General features: G+C 58.8%; 11 protein-coding genes and 1 tRNA gene. 5 read left to right on the top strand and 7 right to left on the bottom strand.

Translation table 11 applies throughout. The features are described 5' to 3' along the window. Positions 1-178 precede the first annotated feature (178 nt). From JFT87_RS28135 to JFT87_RS28125, 3 genes are all read left to right on the top strand, one after another. Entirely contained in the window at positions 179-1,288 is a 1,110-nt protein-coding gene (locus tag JFT87_RS28135) for a DUF2817 domain-containing protein (RefSeq protein ID WP_201206696.1), read from the top strand. A gap of 518 nt (positions 1,289-1,806) precedes the next feature. After that, positions 1,807-2,043: a hypothetical protein gene (locus JFT87_RS28575; protein ID WP_242487354.1), complete on the top strand. Its 237-nt coding sequence runs from the start codon at positions 1,807-1,809 to the stop codon at positions 2,041-2,043. A gap of 79 nt (positions 2,044-2,122) precedes the next feature. Continuing rightward, a complete protein-coding gene (locus tag JFT87_RS28125; protein WP_201206694.1) occupies positions 2,123-2,347 on the top strand; it encodes a SymE family type I addiction module toxin in 225 nt (74 codons plus the stop codon). 364 nt (positions 2,348-2,711) lie between these two features. On the opposite strand, the gene JFT87_RS28120 is transcribed toward JFT87_RS28125, so the two are convergent. The 6 genes from JFT87_RS28120 to JFT87_RS28095 form a co-directional block, all read right to left on the bottom strand. Continuing rightward, positions 2,712-2,788: transfer RNA gene (locus tag JFT87_RS28120), tRNA-Met, on the bottom strand. Positions 2,789-2,874: 86 nt separating this feature from the next. Next, positions 2,875-4,329, bottom strand: coding sequence for an amidase (locus tag JFT87_RS28115; RefSeq protein WP_201206692.1), 1,455 nt, complete (start codon positions 4,327-4,329; stop codon positions 2,875-2,877). A 60-nt stretch (positions 4,330-4,389) separates the two neighbouring features. Beyond that, a complete protein-coding gene (locus JFT87_RS28110; RefSeq protein WP_201206691.1) occupies positions 4,390-5,436 on the bottom strand; it encodes an ABC transporter substrate-binding protein in 1,047 nt (348 codons plus the stop codon). A gap of 28 nt (positions 5,437-5,464) precedes the next feature. After that, positions 5,465-6,271: an ABC transporter permease gene (locus JFT87_RS28105; RefSeq protein ID WP_201206689.1), complete on the bottom strand. Its 807-nt coding sequence runs from the start codon at positions 6,269-6,271 to the stop codon at positions 5,465-5,467. After that, positions 6,271-7,191 carry an ABC transporter permease gene (locus JFT87_RS28100; RefSeq protein ID WP_201206687.1) on the bottom strand — a complete coding sequence of 307 codons (921 nt, stop codon included), beginning with the start codon at positions 7,189-7,191 and terminating at the stop codon, positions 6,271-6,273. Before JFT87_RS28100 ends, JFT87_RS28105 begins: the two co-directional genes overlap by 1 nt. Positions 7,192-7,206: 15 nt before the next feature. Then, on the bottom strand, positions 7,207-8,325 hold the full coding sequence (locus JFT87_RS28095) for an ABC transporter ATP-binding protein (protein ID WP_201206685.1): 1,119 nt from the start codon (positions 8,323-8,325) through the stop codon (positions 7,207-7,209). A 213-nt stretch (positions 8,326-8,538) separates the two neighbouring features. On the opposite strand from JFT87_RS28095, the gene JFT87_RS28090 reads away from it, so the two are divergent. Then, entirely contained in the window at positions 8,539-9,441 is a 903-nt protein-coding gene (locus JFT87_RS28090) for a LysR substrate-binding domain-containing protein (protein WP_201206683.1), read from the top strand. Here the strand turns inward: JFT87_RS28090 and JFT87_RS28085 are convergent. Next, on the bottom strand, positions 9,434-11,491 hold the full coding sequence (locus JFT87_RS28085; protein WP_201206681.1) for a methyl-accepting chemotaxis protein: 2,058 nt from the start codon (positions 11,489-11,491) through the stop codon (positions 9,434-9,436). The genes JFT87_RS28090 and JFT87_RS28085 overlap by 8 nt on opposite strands. 332 nt (positions 11,492-11,823) lie before the next feature. On the opposite strand from JFT87_RS28085, the gene JFT87_RS28080 reads away from it, so the two are divergent. Next, complete coding sequence (locus JFT87_RS28080; RefSeq protein ID WP_201206678.1) at positions 11,824-13,041, top strand: MFS transporter; 1,218 nt, start codon at positions 11,824-11,826, stop codon at positions 13,039-13,041. The last annotated feature ends 89 nt before the right edge of the window (positions 13,042-13,130 follow it).

Genomic DNA, 13,130 nt, shown 5'->3' with positions numbered 1-13,130 from the left:
TTCTTTTCGGGGCGGATGTTCGCTAGGGTCAACGTCAAATTCATCTGACTGAAACAAGCCCCTGTGGGAGCGAGCCTGCTCGCGAAGGCGGCGTGTCAGGCAATCAAAATGTTGGATGCATCATCGCCTTCGCGAGCAGGCTCGCTCCCACAGTTAGAAAACCAACAAGAGGCCAAGAATGCACAGCGAGTTCCCCACCGAATCCAGCTACCGCGATCAACGCGAACAGTTCCTGGCTGCCGCCAATGCCGCCGGCGCCACGCTCACCTCCTACGCACATCCACGCCGCGGGCCCTTCGGCGAACCCCTGAGCACTGATGTCGCCATACTTGGCGATGCGCAAGCCAAACGCCGACTGGTGGCGCTCAGCGGCACGCACGGGGTCGAGGGCTATTACGGCTCCGACTGTCAGATCGATTGGCTGAAAACCTTCGTAGCCGGCTCGCTGCCCAAGGATGTGGCGGTGGTGATGATCCATCTGATCAACCCGTGGGGCACCGCGTGGCTGCGTCGGGTCAATGAAGACAACATCGACCTCAACCGCAATCACCTGAACTTCGAGCGGCCATTGCCGGACAACCAGGCCTACGCCGCGCTGCATGAGATTTATGCCAGCACCGAACTGCATGGCCCAGAGCGTGAGCGCGCCGATGCTTTGCTTGAGGCGCAGATCAATGAGCATGGCTGGCCGGCGGTGATGTCGATTGTCGAAGGCGGGCAGCACAGTCATCCTGATGGCTTGTTCTATGGTGGTCTGGCGCCGAACTGGTCGAACCGCATGCTGCACCAGATCATTCAGAAACACGTCGCCCATGCTGATGTCGCGATGTGCTTTGACTTGCACACCGGGGCGGGTGAGTACGGTCATCCGATGTTGCTGACCATTACCGAAGCGGCCTATCCGGCGCTGGCAGATGCCCAGGCCATTTATGGCCCATGGCTCTACACCTTGCACACCGGCGCCAACACCACCAGCGAAACCGGGGTGGCGGCGACCGCAACGGGTTACACCTCGCAGGCGTTGCTCAATGCTTTGCCGAACGTGCGATTGATGCCGTTTGTGATTGAGTGCGGGACGTATCCGGGGGCCGACGTTCATCGGCATTTGCGCGATGACCATTGGCTGCATCTGCATGGCAATCCGAGTGATGCGGTGGGGCGCGGGATAAAGCTCAATCTGCTGGAGCAGTTCTACCCAGCTGATCCGGCCTGGCGCGCAATGGTCGGTTTGCGCACTCGGCAAATCTGGGCGAAAGGGTTGTCGGCGATGGAAAACTGGTCGCAGTAAATCATCAGTGTCTTGGCTGCCGATACTTTCCTCCAGGCACAAAAAACGGCTCACTTTGCGGTAAGCCGTTTTTTTGTATTTGTGGTGCGCGATCTAATTCATAACTGGATCGAACCCGTTTCCTACAGCATTTTTTCAACCTGATCTGTCGGTGCCGATTCAGTCGAATGAAAAGGCATTTCGCGCCTGTAGTACCTCGCCACCGACCTAGCGGTTGTTCTGCATTTCTCCTACAGACTTTTCAGGTCGACAACTTACGCACCGCTGCCTGAGGATACTTTCTGTTGTTTTTTCCAGGATGGATTTCAGATGAAAAGGATGAGTCCGTTGCCATTCAACTCTATTTTCAGTCGGCCATTGTCATGAGTATTTCCAATGAGGACCGCGATTTTCTGGTGGCGATGGGCAGTCGCATTGCTCACTTACGCACAGTGCACGAGATCACACAGACTCGGTTTGCAAGGGCTTTAGGTCTTTCCCGGCAGACCTTTTAGGGTTACGAGGAGGGCACGCGCAGCATGCCGGTCACGACGCTGGTGAAGATGGCATTTGCGCTTCGCGTGCCAGTTGAAGACCTGCTCGGGGTTCCCTCCTACACGGAGAAGCCCAGACGCAGTTTGACCTCGACGTGGTATCGACGACTGCAGTCCATCAATGAGCTTTCGAAGGTTCAACAGAAGGTTATTGCGCAGATGCTCGACGCCCTGATCGCACAGGCAGCGACCAAAACGAGCGACGAAGAAAAAGAGGTTTGAAGTAACCCAAAGAACGCGGAACCAAGGTGCGACAACACCTTGGCCCCGCTAACCACAAGCAGCTAAACAGGAGCTAATCATGGCTAAAACAAATCATACGTCATCAACCCCCATCACTGAACGCCGGTTGAAAATCGCCGCAGACTTTTACCCGGTCCACACCAAGGAAAAAATCCACAGCGCCGCCAAACCGGTGCCCTGGATCAGGCTACGTGGCCTGTGGTTACGGCAAGCAGGATTCGAGGTGAACGAGAACGTTAAAGTGCGTGTGATGAAAGGATGCCTGGTGATCACAGCGGAATAGATGAATCATCTAATTAAAGTCGCAACGCTGATCGCATAAGAAAAAACGCCGCTAACCCTCAAGGGATAGCGGCGTTTTTTCTCAAATAGCGCTTTTGATTATCTTGAATTTTATGGCGGGCGAGGCCCGTATTCCTTGGCTAAAAGCCTGGTTGTGAGGAAGGCATTATCTTGAATTTGATATTTGCTTATGTGAAAAAAGGCGAAGTGCAAACTGTAAGAAAGTCTGACTGATGAGGGACTGCGAGCCTACTGATCCAATCGAAAGGGCTGAAGATAGACTTTTTGTAGGTAGGTAACCGGAGGAGGCATTTATTGCAGGCATAAAAAAACGGCCTACCTTTCGGTAAGCCGTTTTTAGTACTTGGTGGCTACACAGGGACTTGAACCCCGGACCCCAGCATTATGAATGCTATGCTCTAACCAACTGAGCTATGTAGCCAAGTGGCGCGCATTATTGGCTCGTAACGACGATGTGTCAAGCGTAAATCTAAAATATTTCTCTACGCTTTCAACTGCTTATCAAAATCACTGGCTCAACAGGGGCGAAGGGCAGCGTTCGAACCAGCGGCTGACCTGCTCATAAGCGTGAGCCAGTTGCAGTACGGCAAAGTCAGCCTGGTGCCGGCCGATGATCTGCATGCCCATCGGAAGCCCGTTCTCATTGAACCCCACTTGAACATTGGCCACCGGGCAGCCAGAGAGCGAGCCCGGGATCACCACTTCCATCCAGCGGTGATAGGTGTCCATGGCGACACCTTCAATGGAGGCCGGCCACGGGATGTTTTTGTCGAACGGGAAGACCTGAGCGCTCGGTAGCAGCAGGTAGTCGAAGCGTTCGAACAGTCTGGAAATGGCGCGGTACCAGTTACTGCGCGCGACCGAAGCGGAAAAGACTTCGCTGGCCGTCAGCTTCAGGCCGTTTTCGACTTCCCAGCAGGCTTCCGGTTTCAACTGCTTGCGCTTTTGCGGGTCGGTATAGATTGCCCCCAGAGAACCCGCAACCGTCCAGTGGCGCAAGGTTCGCCAACTGCTCCACAGTTGTTGCGGGGCGAATTCGGGTTGGACCGATTCGATGTGGCAACCCAGGCTTTCGAAATCGGCAAAGGCCTTTTCGCACAGCGAAAGAATGCCGTGTTCCATCGGCAGGTAGCCGTTGAAGTCTCCTAGCCAGCCAATACGAGTGCCTTTGAAGTCGCGCTCCAAGGGTGCCGCGAAGGCACCGCCGGATTCGGCGATGGACAGCGGCGCGCGGGCATCCGCGCCCGCCTGCACAGACAAGAGTAAGGCCGCATCGCGCACGCTACGGCCCATCGGACCTTCGTAACCGAGCTGGTCGAAAAACAGATCGGCACTGTCGTCGAACGGCACACGGCCCTGGGATGGGCGGAACCCGAAGATATTGTTGAAGGCTGCCGGATTACGCAGCGACCCCATCATGTCGCTGCCATCGGCCACCGGCACCAAATGCATGGCCAGTGCTGCCGCCGCGCCGCCGCTACTACCGCCCGCCGTCTTGCTCGGGTCAAAGGCACAAGCGGTAACGCCGAACAACGGGTTATAGCTTTGCGAGCCAAGACCGAATTCCGGTGTGTTGGTCTTGCCGATAATGATCGCGCCAGCGGCCTTGATCCGTTCCACCATGATGCCGTCGCGTTCCGGGACAAAATCTTTGAACAGCGGTGAACCCAGGGTGGTGCGAATGCCGCGGGTCAGGGACAAGTCCTTGATGGCGTGGGGCAAACCGTGCATCCAGCCAAGGTACTCGCCACGGGCCAGCTCGGCATCGCGGACGTCGGCCTGGGCCAGCAGGTCTTCCGGTGCTTGCAGGCTGATCAACGCATTGACACGAGGATTGAAACGGTCGATATGGCCAAGATAAGCCTGCATCACTTCCCGGCAGGAAACCTGGCGCAGGCGGATGCGTTCGGCGAGTTCATTGGCCTGTAGCAGGACCAGTTCGCTGATGGTGTTAGAAGTCATTGCACGCTGCCTTTCAGACGGCTGGAGAAACACCCCGTCACTGCGACGGGGCGGTAAAAATCAACGCATCAGGTTGGTCCACAAACGGTCGGCCAGGCGGATCGCACCTTCACCGCAGGTTTTGCTGAACACGACCTGCGTACCTTGCGGAATGTGCAACTCCGGTGCGTCCTTGAGGCCTGCGTCGAGAAACGGTTCAACGCCCTTGACCGGGCTCTGGTGCTTGAGAAAGTTCTGAGTCATCGCGGAGTTTTCAGGCTGGCTCAGAAACGCGATAAACGCCTTGGCGTTCGCCGGGTTCTTGCTGCCCATTGGTATGACCATGTTATCGACCCAGGCCAGCACGCCTTCTTTCGGGTACAGGTATTTCAGGCTGGGTTTCATTTCCCGGGCGCGCATCGACGAGCCACCCCAGAACATCGACATGTCGACTTCACCGGAGGCGAGGTTTTCGCGGATCGAACCGGCCTTGGAGCTGTAGGTTTTGACGAAGGGCTTCTGCGCCTTGAGCAGGGTGAGCACTTGCTGTATCTGCTTGGGGTCTTCGCTGCAGAGCGGGATATTCAGGTAAAGGCTGGCCATGTCGATGACTTCGCTGACCGAATCGAACATGTTGATTCGTCCCTGCAATTCGGCCGGCGGCTCGTAAAGCACCTTGTAGCTGTCGGTTGGACCCTTGTAGCGTCCGGCGTCGAGTACCACGCTGGTGGTGCCCCAGATGAAAGGTACGGAATAGGCGCCTTCCGGGTCCCAAGTGGGCTTTTTCAGGTTGTCGACGATGTTCGCGTAGTAGGGCTCATTGACCGGGTCGAAGCGTTCCAGCAAATGCTCCTTGATCAGGATCGGAACGAACTGGTGCGACGGAATCGCCACGTCGTAACCCGCGCCGCCTTGCTTGAGCTTCGCCAGCAGCGTTTCGTTGGAGTCGTAGGAATCTACGGTGACTTCGATCCCGGTTTGCTTCTGGAACTTGGCGAGGATCTCGGGCGAAAAGTAACCGCTCCAGCTCACCACGTTGAGTTTTTCCGCGGCCTGAACGCTGCCGACAATCGTCAGCGGTAAGGTCAGTAACAACGAGGTGCCGATGCTTATAATCAACTTGCTCATGCTTTTTCCCCACAGTACGTAGAAAGGTTCAGGCGTTCTTTTTGCTCAACAGATAGGAGAGGCTGACGAACAGCACCGAGACGCCCAGGATCAGGGTCGAAACGGCGTTGACGTCGGGTGTCACACCCATGCGTAACAGGCCGAAGATAAAAATCGGCAAGGTGGTGGTGCCCGCTTGGGAGACCATCATCGAGATCACGAAGTTATCCAGCGAAACGATGAAGGCCAGCATCAGCCCGGAGATAATCCCGGGCATCAGCAGCGGCAAAGTGACCTTGCGAAAGGTCCGCCAAGGGCCGGCATAAAGGTCAGCCGAGGCTTGCTCCAGTGACAGGTCCATGTCATTGAGTCGGGCGCGAATCGGCAGGTAGGCAAAAGGGATACAGAACACCGTATGGGCGATGATCAAGTTGCCGTAGCCCAGTGACAGGCCAATGGTGGAGAACAGCGCGAGCGTGGCGACACCGACCACGATCTCCGGCAGCACCAGAGGCAGCATGATTGCGCCCATCGACAGTTGAAGGCCTTTGAACTTGGCGCCTCGCGACGTACCGAGGGCGGCGAGGGTCGCGATGGCCGTGGCCACAACGCTTGCGCAAACGGCAATCAAAAGGCTGTTGCCGGCCGCCTGGCGCAGTGCCTGATTAGCGAACGCTGCGCGATACCAGTCGAGGCTGAACCCGGTCCACACGGTCGCGGACTGATTGGCGTTGAAAGAGAACACCACCAGCACCACGATTGGCGCATAGAGGTACAGGTAAAACAAAAAACTGAATCCGCCGAAGCCCGGGAAGTCCTGCACACTCAACCCGTTTCGTTTAAATAAACGCAGCATTACGCACCTCCCTTGGCGATGCGCTGGCGCTCGGCGCGCAAGGCATACACGGTCAGCACCAGCATCACCGCCGCCATCAACACCAGCGAAAGGGCCGCACCGAATGGCCAGTTACGCGCATCACTGAACTGCCTGAAGATGAGGTTGCCGAGCATCATTCGAGTCCCTCCGCCCAACAGCTCCGGCGCAATCATCGCGCCCAGGCAGGGCACGAACGTCAGGATGGCGCCGGCAAGAATCCCCGGTTTGGCGATCGGCAGCACCACTTTGCGCAAGGTGCGCAGGCGCCCGGCGTAGAGGTCCTGGGCGGCTTCCAGCAAGCGCGTGTCCATTTTTTCCAGCGTGGCGTAGATCGGCAGCACGACGAAGGGCGCGTAGGTATAAACCAGGCCCAACAGCACCGCGCCGTCGGTGTAGAGCATCTGCAACGGCTGGTCGATGATGCCGAGGCCCATCAGGCTGTTGTTGATCACCCCGGTATTACGCAGTAGCAGAATCCAGGCGTACGTGCGGATCAGCAGGTTGGCCCAGAACGGCACGGTGATCAGAAAGATCAGCAAACCGCGCCGATGCGCCGGTTGCATGGCCAGCCACACCGCCACCGGAAAGCCGATCAGCAGCGTGATCAGGGTGGTTAATCCGGCGATGCCGATAGAGCGCAAAGCAATCATCAGGTAGGCGTCAGTGAAGGCCAGACTGTCATCCAGTTGCCGTTCGAATAGCAGCGATGTGTAGGCTTCACTGCTGAAGACCTTGTTCACCCCGCCGTAGGGGTTGGCCTCCATCAGCGAATAGCCGATGACGATCAGGATGGGCACGATCAGGAACAGGCTGATGGCGACCAGCGCGGGGCTGACGCCGAGGAAGCTCTGGAAAGCCCGGCGGCGCTCCAGGGTATGGGCGATTGGTAAAGCGTGCATGGCAAATCCTCGTGCTCAATCGTGCAGGACGCTGGCGCTACCGCGGTCGAACAACAGACCGGCCTGACTGCCCACGGCGAAGCGCAGGTTATGGTCGACGCTGTTGGGTGTGCGCACGGTGAGGCGCGAACCGTCGCTCAGGCTGACTTGATATTGCAGGTCGGTGCCGAGGTAGATTTGCGCATCGACCCGGCACGGCAGCGCGCCTTCGGTGCCGACAGGTACCAGATGCAGGCGTTCGGGACGCACCGACAACGTCACCGTGGCGCCGACCCGAACGTCGCTGCAAGGTTGCGCGGGCAGCGGGTGACCGGCAGGCCCGGCGAACCAGGCCAGGTCTGCTTCGACACGCGTGACGGTGCTTTCAATGAAATTCGTTTCGCCGATGAAGTCCGCCACAAAGCGATTACGTGGACGTTCGTAGATGTCTTCCGGGCGGCCGACTTGTTGCACTTCACCTTCCGACAACACCGCGATGCGGTCGGACATTGTCAGGGCTTCTTCCTGGTCGTGAGTGACGAAGATGAAGGTGATGCCGGTCTTGGCCTGGATGGTTTTCAGTTCCTCGCGCATGGCCTGGCGCAACTTCAGGTCCAATGCCGATAGCGGCTCGTCCAGTAACAGCACTTTTGGATGCGGCGCCAGCGCGCGAGCCAGGGCGACACGCTGTTGCTGGCCGCCAGACAGTTGTGCCGGTTTGCGCGCGGCGAAGCGTTCCATCTGCACCAGGGCGAGCATCTCGCGCACTCGGTCGGTGATTTGGTGCTTTTTCAGGACTTTGCCCATCGGGTGTGATTCGAGGCCGAAGGCCAGGTTCTCAGCGATGGTCATGTGCGGGAACAGCGCGTAATGCTGGAACACGGTGTTGACCGGCCGTTCGAATGGCGGGCGGTCGGCGATGTTTTCGCCGTAGAGCAAAATCTCGCCCTCGGTCGGGAATTCGAACCCGGCGATCATCCGTAAAAGAGTGGTTTTGCCGCAGCCGGACGGGCCGAGGAGGGTGAAGAATTCGTTGTCGTGAATGTCCAGGTCGATGCTTTTCAGCGCCACCGGACCAGACTGTGGATCGCCGTAGACTTTACGCACTGAGCGGATAGACACCGCCAGCGTTTGCAGCGAATGCAGGGCATTCATGCGTTACCTCCGATTCCCCCATCGCATGCGGATGTGCTGTGGACAGCAATACCGACGGGCCATGGATATTGTTTTTGTGGGCAGGATCGAAATGCGTTCGGTGTTTTTTTATTGTGCTGTTGGGTCGATTATCAGTGAGCGGTTGCGGGAGCGAAACTTCAGTTTTAACATAGCTGCTGTTAAATAATTTAATAGCCAGGGGCGTCGACAGCCATGCCGGATGACCGTTTGCCGCCACTCAACGCGGTCCGTGCCTTTGATGCCGCCGCCCGGTTGGGCAGCTACGTCGAGGCCTCGAAAGCCTTGCACGTGACCCAGCCCGCCATCGGTCGGCATGTGAAGTTGCTGGAGGAGTGGTTGGGGACCCAACTGTTCGAACGCACGTCTCGCGGGGTCACCCTGACGTCGGCGGGGGAGAAGTACCATCGCAAGATTTCAGCGGCGTTGCAGCTCATCATCGAAGCCGGCAAAGAGGCGCGGCCCAAGGCTGCCGAGCGGTGGCTGCGCATCATGGTGGTGCCGGGGTTCGCCAAGCGCTGGCTGATGCCGCGCATTGAAGCGATGCGTCACTTGCGGCCGGGTTTGAAGTTCGCCATCGAGCCCAACTCCACCTTCACCGAGGTGGATGGCAAGAACACCGACCTTGGGATTGTCTACGGCATGGACGGGGAGTACGCCCATTCCCGTGCGACCCTTATCTGTCCGCGAGTCTTTCCGATCTGCACCCCGGCTTATCTGGCCAGTATCGATCCCATCGAATGTCCTGCCGATCTGGTGAAACACAACCTGATCCACGTCGATGATGGCGAATGGTGGAACCTGTGGTTCACCGCCCACGGTCTGGATTTCCACCTTAATTCGGACATGCTTTACGTCAACAACGATCACGCGCTGTCGGTGGCCGAGAGTGGGCAGGGCATTGCGCTAGCCAACGAAGTGCTGGTGCGAGAAGAACTTGATGCCGGTCGGCTGGTGCTGGCGGTAGACGCGCAGGTGAAGCTCGAAAGCTATCGGGTGCTCACGCCGTCCGCTGAACTCTCGGCGGATGTGTCGTGGTTTATTCAGTGGTTGAAAGCTGAGCTGGAAGCGGATTTCCCCGAAGCAGTCATCAACTGAGACGGAAACGTGCGGTATTGGCGCTCAAGGCCTTGCTGCCCTGGCTCAAGGTGTCTGCCGCGAGGTTCACTGCACGCGCGCCTTCCAGCAATCTGACGGCGGCTTGATCGACCTGCTGGATGTTGCCGCTGACCTCATCAGCCGTGCTCGCTTGTTCTTCGACAGCGGTGGCGATTTGCGCCAGGGTGTCGGTGACACTCTGCACGGCGCTGGCGATTTCTCCCAGGCGTTCGCCCAGGCCAGTGACGGCTTCTGCGTCGGACTGAGCCTGTCCGCAGGCCGCTTCCATCAGACTTACCGCTTCATTCACCGTGCTACGCAGGCTGTCGACGGTGCCGGCGATCTGCGCGGTGGAAGACTGGGTGCGTTGGGAAAGACTGCGCACTTCATCGGCCACCACGGCAAAGCCGCGACCTTGCTCACCCGCGCGAGCGGCTTCGATGGCGGCGTTGAGCGCCAACAGGTTGGTCTGCTCGGCGACGCCCCGAATGGTGTCGACCACCAATTGAATCTGTTGCCCTTGCTCACTGACTCGGCCCAACGCCGCAGCCGTGTCGTTGAGCCGCTGATTGAGCTGCTGAATACTCGCCGTGGTGCGTTGGCTATCGCGGCTGCTGTCGGCGGCGATGCGTTGAGTGTGTTGCGCGCTGCCGGACGCTTGTTCACAACTCTGGGCGACCCCTTGCGAGGTGGCGGCCAGTTGCGTGGCGGCAGCGGCGATCTGGCTGATCTGAATTTGCTGAGCCTCGACTTCCCCCAACGCGCCGCTGGAGTGATCGTTGAGGGTGCGCACGGCATTGCTCAACTGCAAGGTCTCGTGATCGACCCCCAGCAAACTGTTGCGCAATTGCACCACGGCGACATTGAGCGCGGTGCTGATTGCCGCCAGTTCGTCGCGACCTTGTACCGGCACTTGCAGGCTCAGGTTGCCGTCGCGCAAGGCTTCGGCCAGCACGGTGATGCCGCTGGCGCTGCGACGGATCGAGGCCTGCAAGCACACGAACAGGTACAGCGCGGCCAACAACAGGCAACCCAGGATCGTCGCCACCAGGATGAATTGGCGGATGGCTGAGGTGTGGTAGTAATCCAGGCGTTGATCCAGCGACACCAGCGATTGCTGGCGTAGCGAGGCGAGGTCGGTGAGCAGCGAGTCGAGGTTGCGTTCGAAGTCATCCGGCTTGAGATTGATGCTGCCGCCGAACACGCCGTCGTCGAGGACTTTCAGGCTCGCGTCCAAATGTTTGAGGCTGTCATGGTACTGCCCGGCCCAGGTTTGCAGGGCGCTGGGCAGTCGTGCTTCCAGCAGGCTGGCAGTTTTAACAAGCTGCTCGCGGGCATCACCGATGCGACCGCGCAAATCCCGCAGTTGCAGACGGCTTTGCAGGGTGAACTGGCCGGATACCACCGACGCCTGGCCAACCGCCGCGAGGCGTCCGACCCGTTCGATCAGGTCTGGTGCGTGTTGGGTGGAGATCTGGGTCAGCAAATAGGTTTCAAGCCACGGCGCCAGGGTCAGGCGGTTGTCCATGGTGATCTGTTCGCGCAGGGCTTGCAGGGCGCTCAAGGCGTTGGTGAAGCGATCGTAACCGTCCGGCCACCAACCGACGCTGCTCAGGCTTTTCGAGTCGAGGCTGTTGAGGGCAGTTTGCAGGGCTTGATAGCGGGTCAGGGTTTCACCCTCGGCGCCTTCGGTTTTCAGGGCATTGCCCAGGTCCGAAGTGGCTTGGGCGACGGCAGGCTGCACCGCGTCGAACGCGCCCATGGCGGCGATTGTGGCGGGTGTCGGCTGGCGATTGGTTTCGGTGGCGCGCCAGCGGGCGGCGCGGTCACGCTGAGCGGCGAGCAGGTTGTCGAGCGCATCCAGGGCAAGCAGCTGGCGAACCCCGGCACGTTCGCCGGAAATCAGTTGGAGTTTGTCGCGATAGTCTTGGCCGATCATCCACAGGCTGCCGGCCAGCGGCAGGATAAACAGCAGAAACAGCAGCTGAAATTTGCGTGCGAAACCGAAACGCCCCAGCAGCCCGATCCCCGGTGATAAAAAAGCCTGCATGCCCCATGACTCCTCTGGACACCACGCACCATTGGCGTGCGCCGTGGTCGTTGCGACCGCGACTTGTGCCCTCTAAAAGGCCTCGAAAGTTCACCCTCGCCAGCTCGGTAGGCTGACTCTGTAGCGAAACTTCCCATTCTCGGTCGCCTTTGTAAGGCGGCCGCGTTGAAGGGGTTTAGCAAGGCAAGATTCAGACCATGGCGTTGCGCTATCACCCGTTCCGCGATGAACGTCGAGGTCGTTAGCAGGCTAAGGGGATGGCGCTGCTGCACTGAAAAATGGCACATTGGCGCACCTGCCCGTGTGCACCCATCTGCTGTACGGAAATTCTCATGGCTATTAGTAACGCCCAGACCGGCTCGACGCCGGCATCCGCGACACCGCAAAGCAGCCCGCTGGTCATGCGCATCATCGGCGCGGTGGCGCTGGCGCATTTGATCAACGACTTGATTCAGTCGGTCCTGCCGTCGATTTACCCGATGCTCAAGGCCAACTATGGCCTGACCTTTACCCAGGTCGGCCTGATCACCCTGACCTTTCAACTGACGGCCTCGCTGTTGCAGCCGTGGGTCGGTTACTACACCGATCGCCATCCCAAGCCATGGCTGTTGCCGGCCGGCACCGTCTGCACATTGATCGGCATTTTAATGATGTCCCAGGTCGGCAGTTTCCCGTTGATCCTGTTGGCGGCCGGGTTGATCGGCATCGGCTCCTCGACCTTTCACCCGGAAGCTTCTCGCGTGGCGCGATTGGCCTCTGGCGGGCGTTTCGGCCTGGCGCAATCGACCTTTCAGGTCGGCGGTAACGCCGGTTCGGCCTTCGGTCCACTGCTGGCCGCGGCGATCATCATTCCCTACGGTCAGGGGCACGTCGCGTGGTTTGGGCTGTTCGCGGTGTTTGCTCTGTTTGTGCTCTATCGCATCAGCCGTTGGTACGCCAATCACTTGAATCTGTTCAAGCTCAAGCAAGGTCAGGTGGCGACTCATGGCTTGTCGAAAAACCGGGTGATCAGTGCACTGGTGGTGCTCGGCTTGCTGGTGTTCTCCAAGTATTTCTATATGGCGAGTTTCACCAGTTACTTCACCTTCTACCTGATCGAGAAATTCGACCTGTCGGTGGCCAGTTCGCAGCTGCATTTGTTCCTGTTCCTGGGGGCAGTGGCGGCGGGGACCTTCTTCGGTGGGCCGATCGGCGACAAGATCGGGCGTAAGGCAGTTATCTGGTTCTCGATCCTCGGCGTTGCGCCGTTCACGTTGATCCTGCCCCATGTCGACCTGTTCTGGACCAGCATCCTCAGCGTGGTCATCGGCTTCATCCTGGCCTCGGCGTTTTCCGCCATCGTGGTGTACGCGCAGGAATTGGTGCCGGGAAATGTCGGGATGATTGCCGGGGTGTTCTTCGGCTTGATGTTTGGTTTTGGCGGGATTGGCGCGGCGTTGTTGGGGCATCTGGCGGATGTTCGCGGGATCGAATACGTGTACTTCCTGTGTTCGTTCCTGCCGCTGTTTGGGGTGTTGGCGATCTTCCTGCCGAGAACCAAAAAGCTCTGAATACCACCGACCTGTAGGAGCGAGGCTTGCCCACGAAGCTTTTAGCGTCAGTGATGACGCCTTCGCGGGCAAGCCTCGCTCCTACAGGA

Source organism: Pseudomonas sp. TH15 (assembly GCF_016651105.1).
Classification (GTDB): domain Bacteria; phylum Pseudomonadota; class Gammaproteobacteria; order Pseudomonadales; family Pseudomonadaceae; genus Aquipseudomonas.
The sequence above is the reverse complement of the archived record's forward strand: the minus strand, read 5'-3'. Positions and strand labels throughout refer to the sequence as shown.

Coding starts and splice junctions, on each gene's coding strand:
- JFT87_RS28125 (WP_201206694.1), top strand. CDS start 2,123: ATGGCTAAAACAAATCATACGTCATCAACCCCCATCACTGAACGCCGG.
- JFT87_RS28085 (WP_201206681.1), bottom strand. CDS start 11,491: ATGCAGGCTTTTTTATCACCGGGGATCGGGCTGCTGGGGCGTTTCGGT.
- JFT87_RS28080 (WP_201206678.1), top strand. CDS start 11,824: ATGGCTATTAGTAACGCCCAGACCGGCTCGACGCCGGCATCCGCGACA.
- JFT87_RS28110 (WP_201206691.1), bottom strand. CDS start 5,436: ATGAGCAAGTTGATTATAAGCATCGGCACCTCGTTGTTACTGACCTTA.
- JFT87_RS28105 (WP_201206689.1), bottom strand. CDS start 6,271: ATGCTGCGTTTATTTAAACGAAACGGGTTGAGTGTGCAGGACTTCCCG.
- JFT87_RS28090 (WP_201206683.1), top strand. CDS start 8,539: ATGCCGGATGACCGTTTGCCGCCACTCAACGCGGTCCGTGCCTTTGAT.
- JFT87_RS28095 (WP_201206685.1), bottom strand. CDS start 8,325: ATGAATGCCCTGCATTCGCTGCAAACGCTGGCGGTGTCTATCCGCTCA.
- JFT87_RS28575 (WP_242487354.1), top strand. CDS start 1,807: ATGCCGGTCACGACGCTGGTGAAGATGGCATTTGCGCTTCGCGTGCCA.
- JFT87_RS28115 (WP_201206692.1), bottom strand. CDS start 4,329: ATGACTTCTAACACCATCAGCGAACTGGTCCTGCTACAGGCCAATGAA.
- JFT87_RS28100 (WP_201206687.1), bottom strand. CDS start 7,191: ATGCACGCTTTACCAATCGCCCATACCCTGGAGCGCCGCCGGGCTTTC.
- JFT87_RS28135 (WP_201206696.1), top strand. CDS start 179: ATGCACAGCGAGTTCCCCACCGAATCCAGCTACCGCGATCAACGCGAA.